The sequence below is a fragment of the Saccharibacillus kuerlensis DSM 22868 genome, from assembly GCF_000378145.1.
GTDB classification, from domain to species: domain Bacteria; phylum Bacillota; class Bacilli; order Paenibacillales; family Paenibacillaceae; genus Saccharibacillus; species Saccharibacillus kuerlensis.
Window position 1 is genome coordinate 79616 of the sequence record NZ_KB899284.1, and the last position, 17023, is coordinate 96638.

General features: G+C 48.5%; 12 protein-coding genes and 2 pseudogenes. 10 read left to right on the forward strand and 4 right to left on the reverse strand.

The window, feature by feature from the left end; all coding sequences use genetic code 11:
- Window positions 1-168, reverse strand: a pseudogene (locus F456_RS0110595) (substrate-binding domain-containing protein); the annotation flags it as partial.
- 317 nt (window positions 169-485) lie between these two features.
- Here F456_RS0110595 and F456_RS0110600 point away from each other — a divergent pair.
- Both F456_RS0110600 and F456_RS0110605 read left to right on the forward strand, forming a co-directional pair.
- Window positions 486-1571: a 5-methyltetrahydropteroyltriglutamate--homocysteine S-methyltransferase gene (locus tag F456_RS0110600; RefSeq protein WP_018977004.1), complete on the forward strand. Its 1086-nt coding sequence runs from the start codon at window positions 486-488 to the stop codon at window positions 1569-1571.
- 130 nt (window positions 1572-1701) lie between these two features.
- On the forward strand, window positions 1702-3192 hold the full coding sequence (locus F456_RS0110605) for an aldehyde dehydrogenase family protein (RefSeq protein WP_018977005.1): 1491 nt from the start codon (window positions 1702-1704) through the stop codon (window positions 3190-3192).
- A gap of 232 nt (window positions 3193-3424) precedes the next feature.
- Here the strand turns inward: F456_RS0110605 and F456_RS0110615 are convergent, their stop codons facing one another.
- Both F456_RS0110615 and F456_RS0110620 read right to left on the reverse strand, forming a co-directional pair.
- A complete protein-coding gene (locus F456_RS0110615; RefSeq protein ID WP_018977006.1) occupies window positions 3425-4399 on the reverse strand; it encodes a YndJ family transporter in 975 nt (324 codons plus the stop codon).
- A gap of 334 nt (window positions 4400-4733) precedes the next feature.
- Window positions 4734-5177, reverse strand: a complete 444-nt coding sequence (locus F456_RS0110620; RefSeq protein WP_018977007.1) for a MarR family winged helix-turn-helix transcriptional regulator — start codon at window positions 5175-5177, stop codon at window positions 4734-4736.
- A 191-nt stretch (window positions 5178-5368) separates the two neighbouring features.
- Between F456_RS0110620 and F456_RS0110625 the strand changes: the two genes are divergently transcribed.
- The 6 genes from F456_RS0110625 (at window position 5369) to F456_RS0110650 (ending at window position 13969) form a co-directional block, all read left to right on the forward strand.
- Window positions 5369-6121 carry an SDR family NAD(P)-dependent oxidoreductase gene (locus F456_RS0110625; RefSeq protein ID WP_018977008.1) on the forward strand — a complete coding sequence of 251 codons (753 nt, stop codon included), beginning with the start codon at window positions 5369-5371 and terminating at the stop codon, window positions 6119-6121.
- A 90-nt stretch (window positions 6122-6211) separates the two neighbouring features.
- Entirely contained in the window at window positions 6212-7183 is a 972-nt protein-coding gene (locus F456_RS0110630) for an aldo/keto reductase (RefSeq protein WP_018977009.1), read from the forward strand.
- A 272-nt stretch (window positions 7184-7455) separates the two neighbouring features.
- The gene (locus tag F456_RS0110635) at window positions 7456-9195 is read left to right on the forward strand and encodes an ABC-F family ATP-binding cassette domain-containing protein (protein WP_018977010.1); all 1740 of its coding nucleotides are present in this window, start codon (window positions 7456-7458) and stop codon (window positions 9193-9195) included.
- A gap of 289 nt (window positions 9196-9484) precedes the next feature.
- Window positions 9485-12481, forward strand: a complete 2997-nt coding sequence (locus F456_RS23605; protein ID WP_018977011.1) for an Ig-like domain-containing protein — start codon at window positions 9485-9487, stop codon at window positions 12479-12481.
- 332 nt (window positions 12482-12813) lie between these two features.
- Window positions 12814-13461, forward strand: coding sequence for a helix-turn-helix domain-containing protein (locus F456_RS0110645; RefSeq protein ID WP_425314169.1), 648 nt, complete (start codon window positions 12814-12816; stop codon window positions 13459-13461).
- Window positions 13436-13969 (forward strand): isochorismatase family protein, encoded by a 534-nt coding sequence (locus F456_RS0110650; RefSeq protein WP_018977013.1) that lies wholly within the window; start codon window positions 13436-13438, stop codon window positions 13967-13969. Before F456_RS0110645 ends, F456_RS0110650 begins: the two co-directional genes overlap by 26 nt.
- Here F456_RS0110650 and F456_RS25135 read toward each other — a convergent pair.
- Window positions 13959-14287: pseudogene (locus F456_RS25135) on the reverse strand (zinc-binding dehydrogenase); the annotation flags it as partial. The gene F456_RS0110650 and the pseudogene F456_RS25135 overlap by 11 nt on opposite strands.
- 388 nt (window positions 14288-14675) lie before the next feature.
- Between F456_RS25135 and F456_RS0110660 the strand changes: the two are divergent.
- The gene (locus F456_RS0110660; RefSeq protein WP_018977015.1) at window positions 14676-16277 is read left to right on the forward strand and encodes a xylulokinase; all 1602 of its coding nucleotides are present in this window, start codon (window positions 14676-14678) and stop codon (window positions 16275-16277) included.
- A 17-nt stretch (window positions 16278-16294) separates the two neighbouring features.
- Window positions 16295-16993 (forward strand): L-ribulose-5-phosphate 4-epimerase, encoded by a 699-nt coding sequence (locus F456_RS0110665; RefSeq protein ID WP_018977016.1) that lies wholly within the window; start codon window positions 16295-16297, stop codon window positions 16991-16993.
- Window positions 16994-17023 lie beyond the last annotated feature (30 nt).

Genomic DNA, 17023 nt, shown 5'->3' on the forward strand with positions numbered 1-17023 from the left:
CTAATAGGTCTTTTCCGGCAAATCCTTCTTCCCCTGCAGGCTCTTGATGATCCAGTCCGCCGCGTCGCGGCCCATCCGCTCCTGCGGATGCGTCAGCATGGTGAGCTGGATATTCGCGTTTTTAGCGATATATGAATTGTCCTGGCAGAAAATCGAGATTTCGTTCGGAATGTAGACGAAGAGAGAGAACGAACTGTCTAAAAAGTACAATAGGTGGACGGATCTACTGGAATATAATTATCCGAGAATTGCTGAAATGCATCGTAAATAGCAAAATCCTATCCATTTGATGCGGATCGTGAAGGTAGATCAGCTAAAATTAACAGATGTTTACTACATTTTATCATCGTTCATATCTTCTACCCTTAGACCTAACCTTCCAGCTATCGTTCAAAATTATGACTAGACATGCCTTTTTCGTATGACAAGAATTCTTTTTGATCATGTTATGCTTACTAGACTAAAAGGCAGAAGGAGCAAGCGATATGATACCCTTTCGACACGATCACGTAGGTAGCTTTTTACGTCCGGCGAACTTAAGCCAGGCGCGCGAACAATATAAATCAGGCAGCATCACATACGAGGAATTAAGAGCCGTAGAAGATCAGGAGATTATTCGGATCATCGAAAAGCAGAAGGAAAACGGCGTGCTTGCCGTTACGGATGGCGAGCTGCGCAGAAGCTGGTGGCATTTTGATTTCTTGGGCGGTCTGGATGGCGTTGAGCTGTATGAGCAGATCGACGGTCCGCAGTTCCACAACATGCAAACGCGTAAAGGCGGGATTCGCGTTATTGGCAAAGTCGATTTCTCGACGCATCCTTTCGTGGAAGATTTCAAATTCGTTAAGCAGCATGCAGGCGATACCGTAGCGAAACAGACCATACCGAGTCCAAACATGCTTCTATATCGTTTGGAGAACGGCGCCAATGTCTATACGGACCGCGAGGCGTTTCTTCTGGACACGATTGCGGCGTATCAAAAAGCGATTCAAGCCTTCTATGATGCGGGATGTCGATATCTGCAGCTGGACGATACCGCTTGGGCAGACCTCTTCTCGGAAGCGGGTCACGATAAGATGCGCGCCAAAGGTCTGGAACCGGCGGAAGAGCTGCAAACGATGCAGCGTATGATTAACGAATCTTTGGCTCATAAGCCGGCGGATTTAGTGGTGACGATGCATATCTGCCGCGGTAACTATAAATCGAACTATTTCTCAACAGGCGGCTATGATTATGCTTCCGAGGTGATCTTTGGCGGTCTAGACGTAGACGGATTATTTTTGGAATTCGATGACGAGCGCTCGGGTAGTTTCGAGTCGTTAAAGCACGTGAATCGAAAAGATTTGAAAATCGTGCTGGGTCTGCTCACATCCAAAACCGGCGAGTTAGAGGACAAAGAACAAATCAAAGCCCGGATCGCGGAGGCGGCAACCTATGTCCCTCTTGAGCAGCTTTGCTTGAGCCCTCAGTGCGGATTTTCGTCGACGGAAGAAGGCAATATTCTGACGGAAGAACAACAATGGCGTAAGCTTCGTTACGTGAAGGAAATTGCAGACGAAGTGTGGGGTTAAAATCGTCTCAAATTAAGAGTAGGATTACGTTCGTCTGAAACGCGCATGCTTCTAGGGCGATTCAGATGGACGTAACCTTTCAGCTGATGAGACGACCGGTAAGCCATCTAAATCACGGAGGGGATATCAAATGACCATTCAAGCACACCAAGAGGCCGTTACCGTTGAAGCGTTGATTAACGGCCAGAACGTAAAGTCCCTTTCCCAGTCAGCCAAAGAAAATCCGGCCAACCCGAGCGAGGTCGTGGGTTATTTCCCTGTTACAACGAAGGAACAAGCTGTCGAAGCAATCGAAGCGGCGGCGAATGCCTTTAAAACGTGGAAGAAAACGAGCATCGAGGAACGCGTGACGAGAATGCGAAAAGCGATCGAGAAGATTAGAGCAGCCGAAAATGAGATTGTGCATTTGTTGTCCAGAGAGCACGGCAAGCCGCTGTATGATGCGCACGGCGAAATTTATGTGTCGTTGATGTGGATGGAGTTTACTTGCAATGAAGCGGCATCGGCTCTCCAGGAAGAGATCCAAGAGCATGAGAAGGGGAAAACGATTCTTTCTTACGATCCGATTGGCGTAGTGGCGGCGATTAGTCCTTGGAATTATCCGATTGCATTGTCTACGATCAAGATCGCTCCTGCCCTGCTGGCGGGCAACACGATTGTGCTTAAACCGAGTCCGTATGCGCCGCTTGCAGCGGCGAAGGTAGCTGAGATTATCGCGAGCGAGTTCCCGGCCGGCGTCATCAATGTCGTTCATGGCGATGCGGAAGTGGGCGTTGAACTGACGACGAATCCTCATGTGACGAAAATCGCTTTTACAGGCGGAACCGAAACGGCCAAGCATATTATCAAAGCAGCTTCGGACACGATCAAGGATATGACGCTGGAGCTTGGCGGCAACGATGCGGCGATCTTCTTGGAGAGCTTTGACGTGAACGATGAGCGCGCGATGCGCCGGATCGTCGTTTCCAATTTCTTGACAACAGGTCAGATCTGCATGATCGCCAAACGCGTATATGTACACCGTTCGATCTATGATCAGTTTGTGGAAAAATATATCGAGGCGGCAAATCGTTGGATTCGCATCGGTGATCCATTCGATCCCAATACGACGGTAGGCCCGGTCAATAACTTGAAACAGAAAGATTACGTGCTGAGTCTGGTCGAAGATGCGAAGCAGCGCGGGGCCAAGGTCATCCCTCTCGGCCAAATTTTGGACCAGAAGGTGTTTGACCAAGGATACTACCTGCAGCCTACGCTTGTTCTGGGCTGCGATGCGCATGATCGAATTGTAGTGGAAGAACAGTTCGGCCCTACGGTTCCGATTCTGCCATTTGACGATGAAGAGCAGGTGATTGGTCTCCACAATGAAAGTATCTACGGACTGACGAGTTCGGTGTGGGGGAAAGAAGAGGATGCGATCCTCGTTGCGCGTCAGCTCGAAGCCGGAACAACCATGATCAATACGGCTGCCGTGCAGGGGTTGGACGTTCGTTTCCCGTTCGGCGGCTTCAAGCAATCCGGGATCGGCCGTGAATACGGTACGGAAGGCATCCGCACGTATACGGAACAGCATGTAATCAATATTCCGAAGATGCTGGATCTTCCTTATATTCCGGAATAAACGGTAGAGAAGTTGTTCGCAAATCCTGCTGTTGACGGCGGGTACAGGCTCTAACTAAACGCCCTGTTTGCTGATTCTCAAGAATCGGCAAACAGGGCGTTTTTCTAAATGAGAGATGCGGAAGTGAAAATTGTGAAGAATAAGGAAGGCGAGCGGATCTTGAGCGCAGATGTATCAAACGGTGAAGATTAATCAGTGGAGCCGTATCATCAGTAATAGCGGGAAATCATGACTACCCTTTTCGGTTAACGTTTTTTTGCTTAAAAGAGTCTGCCATGTACACCCATCCGATTAATCCAAACAAAACAAATCCAAACGCATGCAGCGATCCGTAAATGGGAATGAAATCAAGTATGGTGAAGTCGAATCTATTTTTCAGCAGCGGATAGAACATGGAAACGACGACAACGCTGTAGAAGGCCAGGCAGGAAAGAACTAAAAAGAAGGCTGCCTTTTTGTGTAATGGATTTCGCTTCAAGTAAGTAAGGAGATACGTGGTGTAAATCGCAATATTACAAGCAAACAAAGTGACACCGATGTACTCGATTGGCTTGGAGAAAATCATGCCGATCGCGATTAAGATGGGTCCGATAATATCGATGGCAACGACCCACGGATACCAGCTTTTCTTCGTCATGATCCGTCCCAGTATCCCAATAAAAATCGGAACGATCGCAGAAGAAAAATGAAAGTGAACCGAACTTAATGCATGGGTGTCAGGATTAGCTTGGAAGAGGTTCAATTGATATTGATATAAGGTGAACCAAATGCCCCCGATAAAAAAGTAAATGAGTCCCGCGCCAATCGCAATCTCCGCTATTTTTCCCTTATGGTCCCCTATAGTCGCTATCCCATACATACCAAGCAGCAAGGTGAGCAATAGCCAACCAAGGGAGAGTGCGCCCGGTATAGACGTGCCTTCTAACCCCCAAATTTTACTGCTCATCACAGAGACTAGAACAAGAAGTGCTGCGGGGAATTGAAACCCTTTCATAGCCGTATAGATTGTCCGTTGATGGGTACTCTTCTCGTCATAGTCCAACAATAAAATGACTAAAGGTACAATAACAAAAGCCGCAAACAGCAGAAATTTTTCAACAAGTTCAAATTGGAAGTAATCAAGAGAAAATATGAGAATGATCACGATTCCACCTGGAAGCATGGGTGCGAATAATGGTCTCATCATTTTTTTCTGGAAACGATGCATGGCAGCTCCTTTCTAGCTAGCAGCTTGTCTCACTTAAATAGTAGGATTTTGTTTGGCTGAAACGTACATGGTTTAAGTGCGATTCAGACAGGCGAAACCGTTCATCTGATTGAGACAAGCTGCTAGGCTTCGCGTTATACGTACTCCTATCAGGTTGTGAAGCATTCTTTGTCATAGATAGGCGCTGCTCTTTTAATAGTTTAACATAGTTATTTGCCGATCGACCTGTCATACATCTGTACCATAAGTAAAAGCACCGCACAAAAAAGCATCCTCTTCCGCCGCTTTCTGACGATAGAGGATGCTGCTGTTTTGGTAAAATTTTAACAAGGCTTCAAGATTGCTTTTTTGTTCGTTCAGCCAGTGCCGTAATCGATTCAAGATCCTGAGGGGTCAATTGACTTAGAAAATATTTGCGTATAGCGGATGAAACAACGGGGAGAGCTTCGTCCAAAGCGGCTTGCCCGGCGAGGGTAATCTCAACTTGAACGCCGCGTTCGGTAGTTAGCGGTTTTCGAACCACAAGGCCGCGTTTTTCCATCCGGGTTAAGTGATGCGACAATCGGCTTTTGTCCCAGTCCATAGAGTCTGCCAGTTCCTGTTGACGCAGCTTTCCGTCTCCAAATTGAACCAACCGATCCAAGATCCCGAAGTCGCCTTCCGATAGCCCGGTATGTTCGGACATCTCTTTGACGACCCTACCGAAAGTCCGCTTGAAATTACCTTTCCACATGTTCCATATTTGCAGTTCTTCTTCGTTCAGTTCGTTTTTATCCATGGAAATATCATAACATGGTTGACATGTCATCCTCAAGAGATTAAAGTATACTCGAGTTGATACATCAACCAAAAACGACGCGCGTCCACTAAGTTGATACATCAACCTATATGTACTATACGTATAAGGGCTTATAAGAACGTAATATTGTTTTTATTTCACTGAGAATGCCAAGAAAGGAAGGGACGAATATGCATCCTAAACCTGTTGCTCTTATTACTGGGGCCAACAAAGGAATCGGCTTTCAAATCGCTAAAGGTTTGACAGGACATGGCTTCACCGTACTCGTAGGGTCTCGAGATTTCGATAAAGGAAAAGCGGCTGCAGAAAGTATTGGAGAAGATGCTCGGCCCCTGCAGATTGATGTGACGGATCCCCATTCTTTGTTAACTGCAGCGGCCAGTATTCGTAGAGACCTTGGGCGCCTCGATGTTCTCATCAACAATGCCGGTATATCGCATGCCGGTGAACCGGGCAGGCCGCTTCAAGAGATTGGGAAATCGGGTCGACCAAGTACGGCATCTTTGGACGAAGTGCGAGCTGTTTTCGAGACCAATGTGTTTGGCGTTATCGCTGTCACACAGGCTATGCTACCTCTGCTTCGCGGGGCTCCTACGGCACGGATCGTCAACGTATCAAGCGGTTCCGGTTCGTTAACCTTGAACGCGGATCCAACCCATTCTCACCGCGAAATGTTTGGTGCCGTATATGGGCCTTCGAAAACGGCGCTTAACGCTATGACACTTGCTTTTGCCATCGAGCTGGAATCGACAGGGATTAAAGTTAATACAGTGTGCCCGGGATTTACAGCAACGGATCTCAATAATTTTGAGGGAACAGGTACGACTGAGCAGGCCGCGCGTCAACCTATACGTCTGGCACTTCTGGACGAAGCGGTTCCTAACGGTACATTCTCCAATGCGAATCGTGAGCTTCCGTGGTGATAACGACCGGAACGGATACTTATCAGATGTATGGCAAATTCTATTTTACGTATAATTCTATCCTACTTATTTTAAGGAGTGTTTGATCAAATGGAATATGTAAAACTCGGACGAAGCGGCTTGGACGTATCGCGATTGAGTCTTGGAACGATGAGCTTCGGTATACCGGAACGCGGTAATACGCCTTGGTCGTTAGGTGAAGAAGACAGCAGACCGATTATTAAAAGAGCGCTCGAACTGGGCATTAATTTTTTCAGTACGGCCAATATGTACTCCGACGGAACCAGTGAGGAAATTTTGGGCCGTGCCCTGAAGGATTACGCTTCTCGTGACGAAGTGGTTATTGCGACCAAGGTGTTCGTTCCGATGCGAAAAGGTCCGAACGCCATGGGGCTTTCCCGTAAAGCGATCATAACCGAATTGGATAACAGCCTGAAGCGGCTCGGGACCGACTACATCGATCTGTATCAAATTCATCGCTGGGATCCGAATACCCCGATCGAAGAAACGATGGAGGCTCTGCACGATCTAATTAAGGCGGGCAAGATTAGATATATTGGGGCTTCTTCCATGCTCGCTTGGCAGTTTGCGAAAGCCCAGCATATTGCGGAACGTTACGGTTGGACTCGGTTTATTGCGATGGAAAATAGATTGAACCTGCTGTACCGGGAAGAAGAACGCGAGATGCTTCCTCTTTGCCAAGATCAGGGCGTAGCGATTACTCCATATCTGCCTCTAGCTGCTGGGCGCTTAACCCGCGATTGGAATGAACAAACCGTGCGCTCGAAAAATGACCAGGTAGCGAAGGGGCTGTTTGCCAAGACGGAGGACGCGGATCGTAAAGTAGTGGAAAGGGTAGCGGAAGCTGCAGCACATCGGGGAGTTACGCGTGCACAAATGGCTTTGGCCTGGCTGTTGAATAAAGACGGGGTTGCATCGCCGATTATCGGCTCAACCAAAGTCAGCCACCTGGAAGAAGCCGTTTCGGCCTTGTCCATTCAATTGACGGCTGAAGAAATCGCGAGTCTGGAAGAACTTTATATCCCGCATCCACTGGTATAAGCGGAAGATGCGATTGAGAAGGCGAGCACTTACAGTGCTCGCCTTTTTTTAATACATCAAGGAGGTGCGACCGACCGGATGTGTTTGCTGCGCCGCCGTCCTCAAGCCACAAAGTAGAATCATACAGCTCAAAGACTTTCGTTGATTTGGCTACAAATCAATTGTACTTCCCCCCCATCAGTGTTACTCTGAAGAGTGGTAAACATAACACTTATGCTCCGCCACACCCCTAAAAAATAATTACCAATTTAGCTATCAAGAAAGGTAACACTATGATAAAAGTTGAAAACGTATCCTTCTCGTTTCCGCAAAAGGAACTCTATAACAACATCTCGTTTACGCTTGAAGAAGGCCAGCACTGCGCCTTCATCGGAACAAGCGGAAGTGGGAAAAGTACGCTGATCGATATGCTGATGGATCCGGAGAAATATTTGTACGATGGCAAGCTTGAGATCGACCCGGATTGCAAAATCGGATATGTGAGCCAGTTCTCGCAGGTGGATAAAACCAAAGAAATGACTGTTTTTGAATATATCGGAGAAGAATTTATTCGGATCCAGGATGAACTCACGGATATTTATGCGGAAATGGCTACGACGACGGACATGGATGCGCTGATGGAAAAGCTTCAATCCGCTTTGGATGCTTTCGAAGCAATGGACGGAGACAATTTTGAAAACACCATCAACAAACAGCTGAACCTGGCCAACCTCATCAAGCTGAAAGATCTTGACGTATCCTCCCTAAGCGGCGGGGAATTCAAGCTCGTTCAAGTGATGAAGGAAATGCTGAGTCGTCCGGACTTGATGATTATGGACGAACCGGATGTGTTTTTAGACTTTGAAAACATAAATGCGCTTAAAAAACTCATTAATTCCCACAAGGGTATGCTGCTCGTAGTGACGCACAATCGCTATCTGCTCAACCACTGCTTTAACAAAATCATTCACCTTGAAGACACCGAGATCCAGGAGTTTGACGGGCGCTATATCGATTACAACTTCTCGCTGCTTCAGACCAAGATTGAGCTGCAGGAAATCGCGGTGGCTGAAGCCGAAGAAATCGAGCGATACGATAACCTCATCGATAATCTGAGAGAGATTGCAACCAATGTCGACGATCCATCCAGAGGCAGAGCGTTAAAAGCCCGCGTGAAGTTCCAGGAAAGATTGGAAGCGCGCCGCATCAAGGCTCCATTTGTTGATATTAAGCAGCCGCGTATCCATCTGGGTGTCGATCAGGTACTGGAAGATACCGTTATGGTAAGTGTCAACAATTACAGCGTTTCTTTTGATGAACTGCTGCTGGAGAATGTGAACTTCGAGATCAAATCGACAGACAAAGTCGCTATTATCGGTCCAAACGGTACGGGCAAAACGACTTTGCTCCGAGAAATTTTCCGCAACAATCACGATGCAATCGAAGTCCATGCAGAGGCCAAAGTGTCTTATTTGTCTCAGTCTCAGGACGAAACGCTAACCGATTCGAATACGATCTTGAACGAATTCATCGATGCCGGATTTAAGACGTATGATGAGATCAGAGCGTATCTGGCCGACTACAGCTTTGAAGGTGAGATCTTCGACCAAAAAATAGGATCTCTATCCGGCGGAGAAAAAAACATGCTGCAGTTGGCCAAAGTGTCTGCCAGCAAAGCAAACGTACTGCTTCTGGATGAACCGACCAGCCATCTGGACATCTACTCGCAGCTCGCATTGGAAAAAGCGATCCAAGAGTATAAAGGCGCTATTCTTATGATCTCTCATGACTTCTATTCCGTTGTAAATGGGATGGATTATGTGCTGATCATTGATGGTAAGACGATTCGAAAAATGACGATGCGCAAATTCAGACAGATGATTTATAAGCGTCATTTCGATCAGGGTTACCTGGAAGCGGAACAAAATAAAAAAGCGCTTGAGATGAAAATCGAATTGGCTTTGAAAAAAACCGATTTTGAACTTGCAAAGGTCTTGGCTGAGGAATTGGAAGAGCTGATCAAGCTGCTTTAAATGAAGACGCTCTGACTGTCAAACAACAACTTAATGTTAGAATGATACGCTGAACCGTGCCAAAAACCATATCAACACCAACTAACCCTAAGAGCCACCGAGTATACCTGAGACTTTGTCTGCAGGTTTCGGTGGCTTTTTCTTTTCAATCTTTGATGACGCATGCAGGGATTGGGAAATATCTATTGAATGTTAAACAAGCAAGCGACTAACAAAGAAAGACTTCAAAATATCAGGAAAGTAAAAGGATTTGTAGATCAATAATTCAAAAAAGCAAAGGGAGGCTTGTATGCATTTTATGAAAAAGATTGGAAGGGTTCTCTTGGCCGCATTCGTGATGACAGGGCCGCTGTATTCAAAACACGTAAATCATGCCTATGCCGCTTCTCCAACATCGACGATTGTCGTCTCGGATACGTCGCTGAAGATTGGGGAGACCGCCATAGTTACCATCACGTTCTCGGAAGCGGTAAGCGGCTTTACAGCTAGCGACTTAGAGTCTAAGAACGCTTCGATCAGCAATCTCTCTTCGTTCGATGGCGGAGTTACATGGACGGCCGTATTGACTCCGAATGCAAACATAAAAGCTTCCAACGAAGTGGTTACGCTCAATAACGCAGACGTACAAAATTCAGCTCAAGAATGGGGTACGGGAACAACTGTATCGAATGCCTATTCGATCGATACAATCAGGCCGTCGTTGATGAGCGGCATTACGATTTCGGATACGGTGCTGGCCATCGGGGATTCTGCTGCCGTAACGCTCATATTTACGGAAGCGGTAGTCGGTTTCACAGCTGCCGATCTAATCGTTCCAAACGGTACGATAAGTAATCTTGCCACACTCGACGGCGGAGTTACATGGACGGCGACTTTAGTTCCGAATGCAGCTGTTACGGATTCGAACAATGTTATCACGCTTGATTATGCGGGCGTAATGGATATGGCGGGAAATGCAGGCAGCGGGACGACCGTATCGTCCAACTACGCGATTGATACGATCAGGCCGACGGCAGAGATTGTGGTATCGGATTCTTTCTTGAATTCCGGAGAAACCGCTCAAGTTACCATTACGTTCTCGGAAGCGATAACGGGCTTTACGAAGGAAGATCTCACGGTCGATAACGGCACGATTAGCGATCTGTCTTCAAGCGATGGCGGCACAACCTGGACGGCGACTTTGACGCCTGCCGCAAATACTCAAGCCTCGACCAATATTATGACTCTCGATAACCTAGGAATTATGGATCTTGCCGGCAATATCGGAACGGGCACGACCCCATCAAACGATTATGCGGTCGATACCGTCAGACCAATGGCGGCAGCAATCACCCTTTCAGACACATCGCTGGCCATTGGAGAGACGGCTGACGTAACGTTTGTTTTCTCGGAAGCGATAGTCGGTTTTACGAAGGAAGATCTCACGGTCGGGAACGGTACGATCAGCGATCCGTCTTCGGGCGACGGCGGGACGACATGGACAGCGACGCTGACATCGGCAGTGGACGTCGAGGCTTCCGTCAATACCGTAACGCTCGATAACTCGGGCATCGCCGGTCAATCGGGCAATACGGGCACCGGAAAGACCGATTCCGACAATTACGCGGTCGATACAATCAGGCCAACAGCGACGGTAGCGGTGACGAATACGACGCTGAAGAGCGGAACGACTTCGCCGATTACCATCACGTTCTCGGAAGCGGTGACCGGCCTGACGATAGAAGATCTCACGGCCGGAAAGGGTACCCTGAGCGGGCTGTCTACACTCGACGGGGGAATCACATGGACGGCGATACTGACACCGACGACAGATGTCGAGAGTTCGACTAATGTCATCGTACTCGACAATGCCGGAGCAGCGGATCTTGCGGGCAACTCAGGAGAAGGAGCGATAAATTCCAACAATTACTCGATCCACACAGTCGTACCCACAGCGGTTGTGGCGATTGAAGATTCGACACTGACGGCGGGCGAGAGCTCCCGGGTAACGATCACATTCTCGGAGGCGGTGACGGATTTTACGAATAACGACCTGACGGTTGAGAGCGGAACGTTAAGCAGCGTGACTTCAGCCGATGGCGGAATCACATGGACGGCGACTTTTACGCCTCAAACCAACGTAAGTGCGGCAGTCAATTACATAACGCTGCAGAACGATGGCGTAACCAATCTGACGGGTAATCCGGGCATTGGGACGACCAAGTCGAATGTTTACGCTGTCCTGACCGTAACTGCGGCAGACGGAAATTCTTCCTTGCCTTCCGACTCTCCTGCTTTCACGATGCCTTCGTTTGAAGGTCCGACCGTCTCAACGAATGGACACCTGACGCTTCCGGCGGGCAGGTCGGGTACCGTTGGTCTAGGAGAAGAAATCAGCATGACGATTCCAGCGGGCGCTTCACTCAAAGAACTTAAGCTGACGATTCAAAAAGTATCCGATACACAGTCTCTGCTGACGAACAATGAAATTTTGGCAAGCCCGGTCTTTGAATTGCTCAAAAATTCGCTAGAAAGTTTCAGGAAGCCTGTAACCTTGTCTTTGGCGTTCGATCGCGCAGTCTTAAATAACGAACACACGGCTGCCGTGTTTTATTACGATGAAACGAAGAGAGAATGGATCCAAGTTGAAAGCGGCACGGTTGGAGAACATCGAATCACTGTAGAGGTGGACCATTTGGCGAAGTACGCGGTGCTTGCTGTGGATGAGCGGGCAGAAGCGCCTGTGGACGGAAATACGCAGGAAGCTGCGATTCGCGATCTTTCGGGGCACTGGGCGGAAGAAATCGTTAGACGGGCCATCCATGAAGGCATCGTCGCCGGTTACCCGGACGGAACATTCGAGCCCGACTCCATCGTGACGCGTGCGGAATTCTCGGTCATGCTGATGAATGTGCTGAACGGAGAGGAAGCGGGCGCAGCCTTAAACTTCACAGATACCGCCGAGATCGGAGTCTGGGCTCAACAAGCCGTATCGCAGGCACTGCAGGCCGGTATCGTTACTGGGTATAGTGACGGCTCCTTCCGGCCTTATGCTCACCTGACCCGCGCCGAGATGGCGGTCATGGCAGCCAAGGCGCTCAAGCTCCCTGCCGGGAACAATGCCGAAACACCGTTTGCAGACGACAAAGCGGTTCCTGCCTGGGCAAAAGGCTCAGCAGCGGCGTTGAAGAATGCAGGAGTTATTCGTGGAACGAGCACCAACAAATTCAATCCAAGAGCTCAAACGACAAGAGCGGAAGCCGTAGTCGTTCTTATAAACGTGTTGAAGCTGCTGGAGAAGAAATAAAAGGGAATCCATCATCTGAAATTTCGTGATGCAGCATGGAATCGAAAGGGATTTTTCCAGCGGCGTGAATCAGATGGGCCATCCAGAAGTCCCACTGACAGAGCACAATAGGCAGCTTCTCGATGCGGGCAAACATATCTAAAGAAGATGCCAAGAGAGAAATGAAGAATAAAGAGAAATGAAGGATAAGAAGTGGATGCGACCTGCCTTTTCATAAAGGAAAGGTCGCTTTTTGTTTAGATTTCTATACTGAATCTCTATACTACAAATTCCTATACTAAACGGTACGTTTATTGTGGGGATGGGGATTGCGTTATACGCTAGTGCTGGAGGTGAAGATATTGAATAGTGCAAAGGTAGGGCAGTTGATACAGCGTCTTCGAAAAGAAAAAAATATGACCCAACGGAATCTGGCCCTTCTTATGAATGTGAGCGAGCAGGCGATTTCCAAATGGGAGCGTGGCGTAGGGTGCCCGGACATTTCGCTGTTGAGCCGCTTATCCGAGGTGCTGGGCGTTAATATTGAAAAAATATTGTCAGGAGAGCTGCAGCCGAATGATCAGGATAGTGGAAGTGTAGGAAGGATGAACTGGTTCTCATGTAAAGACTGCGGCAATGTGATTACAAGTACGGGAGGGATTAATCTTTCCTGCTGCGGCAGAATTTTGGAGCCGCTTCAGACTCATCCGATCGATGAAGAACATACGATGCAGATTGAAGAAGTAGAAGATGATTATTACGTCACTTTGAAGCATGAGATGAGCAAAGATCACTATATTTCTTTCCTGGCTTACGTATCGATTGATAGAGTTCTGATCATCAAATTATATCCGGAGCAGAATGCCGAGACACGATTCCCCAAAATGTACGGAGGCACTCTGTATTTTCACTGCACGAGGCATGGATTGTTCCGGTATGAGTTAGAGAGGTCCAAGGGAAGGAGGAGATCGACAGGTGAAAAAAGCACTGCTGATCGTTGATATGCAAACCATGCCTTTTGTTTGGAAAGATTACGGAGGCAAAACTCTTTATCAGGAAGAGGGACTAATCGCGAATACAAAACTTTTAATTGATAAAGCCAGAGAAGCGCAGTCGCCCATAGTTTATGTTTTACATACGGAGATGACAGGGCCGCGCTCGGTTGAACAACCCTTATGGAAAGTGGTCGATCCGCTTGCACCTGCACCAGAAGATCTCCTCATGATCAAGTATCATGCAGACTCTTTTCACGAAACGGATCTTCACACGCTGCTGGGTAACCATGAAGTCGAGGGGTTGGTCATCTGCGGGATTCAGATCGAGTACTGCGTAGATACAACGGTAAAAAGAGCTTACTCCTACGGGTATAACGTTGAGTTGGCTGACGATTGTACCAGCACCTTCGACTCCGATGAGTTAACAGCCGAACAAATCATACGTCATCATCGTCACCTACTGCAGCAGTTCGCTTCCATTTTGCCATCCGATCAGGTGCGATTCAAAACATAGAGTCAAACTTAATAATCACATTCCCTTTTTTGCGTCCGGTTTCTACATATTCATGAGCTTCGGGCAGTTGTTCCAGAGAATAGCGGCGATCAATCACGGCGTTCAGTATTCCGGTTTTGGTGAGTTCCATCAGGAAGGCCATATTGTCTTTGTTCTGCATAAGGCCGGCTGTCGCAAAAATGGCTCATCCGCGCCCGCTGTTCGGACCAACTCTTCGTTGCCAGCAGAACACACCCCGGTAACTTCAGCGCCGTAATACTTGGTCAACTGCACTGCATAGATCCCTACAGCCCCGGAAGCACCGTTAATAAGCACTTTTCAATTCTTGAAAAGTTGTACGTACATATTTAGGATTGAATAGATTGAAACAAAACGAAATAAGATATTTTGGACGGTTCAAACCGTGAAATCTCCCTTTTTCTTACGAAAAAGCATGAATATCAGTCTATAAGAGGGGGAAAATCGTTTATGTTGGTGTGACTGTTATAATGGATTGACAAATGTACGTACAACAAAATATACTAGGTTTATAAGCTTTGAAACCGCATTCTTTCGGTCCCAACTTTAGAGTTGTCTCGTCAATAGACCGATTGGATCGAGAGTTTTTCGTATAGAAGGCACATAGAGATAGAGATCGCATTCAAATCGCATCAGAATCGAATTTCTGTAAAAGCAGAGCGTGACCAGGAAGGGGACAAATAAGATCATGAATCAAGAGGACTTGAAACAAGCGATCATCGGCGGACAGACTTCGCTCGGGATCGAGTTCGGATCGACCCGAATCAAAGCTGTATTGATCGATCAGCGTTTCGAGACGGTCGCTTCGGGAAGCTATGAGTGGGAAAACCAGTTAAAAGACGGATTTTGGACATACGATCAGGAGGTTATCCTGACAGGTCTCCAGACGGCTTACCGTGAAATGAAGCAGGACGTCCAGCAGAAATACGGAGTAACGCTTCAGACCGTAGGTTCGATCGGATTCTCGGCCATGATGCACGGCTATATGGCATTCGATAATACGGGCAAGCTGCTGGTACCGTTCCGTACTTGGCGCAATGCGACAACAGGCGCGGCGGCACGTGAACTCACGGAATTGTTCCAATTCAATATTCCGGAGCGCTGGACTATCGCCCATCTGTACCAAGCGATCTTGAACGGAGAAGAGCATGTACCGAGTATCGATTATGTAACGACGCTGGCCGGGTACATCCACTGGCTGCTGACTGGCAGCAAAGTGATCGGCGTAGGCGATGCTTCTGGGATTTTCCCGATCGAAGAGTCGAGTCATACGTACCACCCTGCGATGGTTAGGCAGTTCGACGAACTGATCGCAGCGAAAGGTTACCCATGGAAGCTGGAAGGCGTTCTGCCTCAAGTACTGCTCTCCGGCGAACAAGCCGGTGCGCTTACAGGCGAAGGAGCGAAGCTGCTCGACCCGGCCGGCGATCTCCAAGCAGGTATTGCCTTGTGTCCGCCGGAAGGCGATGCCGGAACAGGCATGGTTGCTACGAACAGCGTGAAGAAGCGTACAGGCAACGTTTCTGTAGGTACTTCCGTATTCGCGATGATCGTATTGGAGCATGAATTGTCCAAGCTCTATCCGGAGATCGATATGGTGACAACGCCGGACGGCAGTCCGGTCGGCATGGTACATGCCAACAACTGTTCCAGCGATCTGAACGCCTGGATGGGATTGTTCCGCGAATTCTCCGAAGCGATGGGCTACGGCGCCGATTCCGGCAAGCTGTTCAGCGTGCTGCTCGGCAAAGCGCTCGAAGCCGATCCGGATGCGGGCGGCCTGATGAGCTACGGCTATCTCTCGGGCGAGAATATTACAGGCCTGGAGCAGGGCAGACCGCTGTTCGTTCGTTCGCCGGAAAGCAACTTTAATCTGGCTAACTTCATGCGTACGCATCTGTTCACCGCTTTCGGAGCATTGAAGCTCGGTATGGATATTCTGACCGAGAACGAGAAAGTCGGCATTGACAGCATTCTGGGACACGGCGGATTGTTCAAGACTCCTGTCGTCGGACAGAAAGCTTTGGCCGCTGCGCTGAACGTACCGATCTCTGTGATGTCCACAGCCGGCGAAGGCGGAGCATGGGGCATGGCGCTGCTGGCTTCCTACATGACTAACAAGGATCAGGGAGAAAGCCTGGAGGGTTTCCTCGGCGAAAAAGTGTTCAAAGATGTCGCAGGAGAAGAGATTGCTCCGGATCCGGCGGATGTCGCTGGTTTCGAAACCTTTATCAAACGTTACCAAGCCGGACTTGCCATTGAGCAGGCTGCTGTAGACCATCTCATTTAGAACAGGAGTGACTTACCTTGTTGGAACAATTGAAAGAAGAGGTATATCAAGCGAATCTGGAACTGCCTAAGCACGGCCTCGTGAAATTCACTTGGGGCAATGCAAGTGCCGTTGACCGCGAAAGCAATCTGTTCGTCATCAAGCCGAGCGGAGTCAGCTATGAAACAATGAAGCCGAGCGACATGGTTGTTGTGGACTTCGACGGCAATGTCGTTGAAGGAGAGATGAGACCATCTTCCGACACGGCGACTCACGCTGTGCTGTACAAGCACTATCCGCAAATCGGCGGTATCGTGCATACTCACTCCACTTGGGCGACGATCTGGGCGCAGGCAGGACTAGATGTGCCGGTTATGGGAACGACGCATGCGGATACGTTCTACGGTTCCGTACCTTGCGCAAGATTTTTGACACAGGAAGAGATTGATCGCGGCTACGAAGCGGAGACAGGCAAAGTCATTATTGAAACGTTCGAGAAGCTCGGCGTGGACATTCTGGCGATTCCGGCTGTCCTGCTGCAGGGGCATGCACCTTTCACTTGGGGCAAAGACGTGAAATCGGCGGTCGTAAACAGCGTCGTACTGGAAGAAGTGTGCAAGATGAACCTGTACGCGCGTCAGCTGAACCATTTTGCCAAAGAACTGCCGCAGGGCATTCTGGATAAGCACTATCTGCGCAAGCACGGGAAAGATGCCTACTACGGACAGAAAAAATAGGCTGAACCGTTTCCGAATTTAGCTATCGTG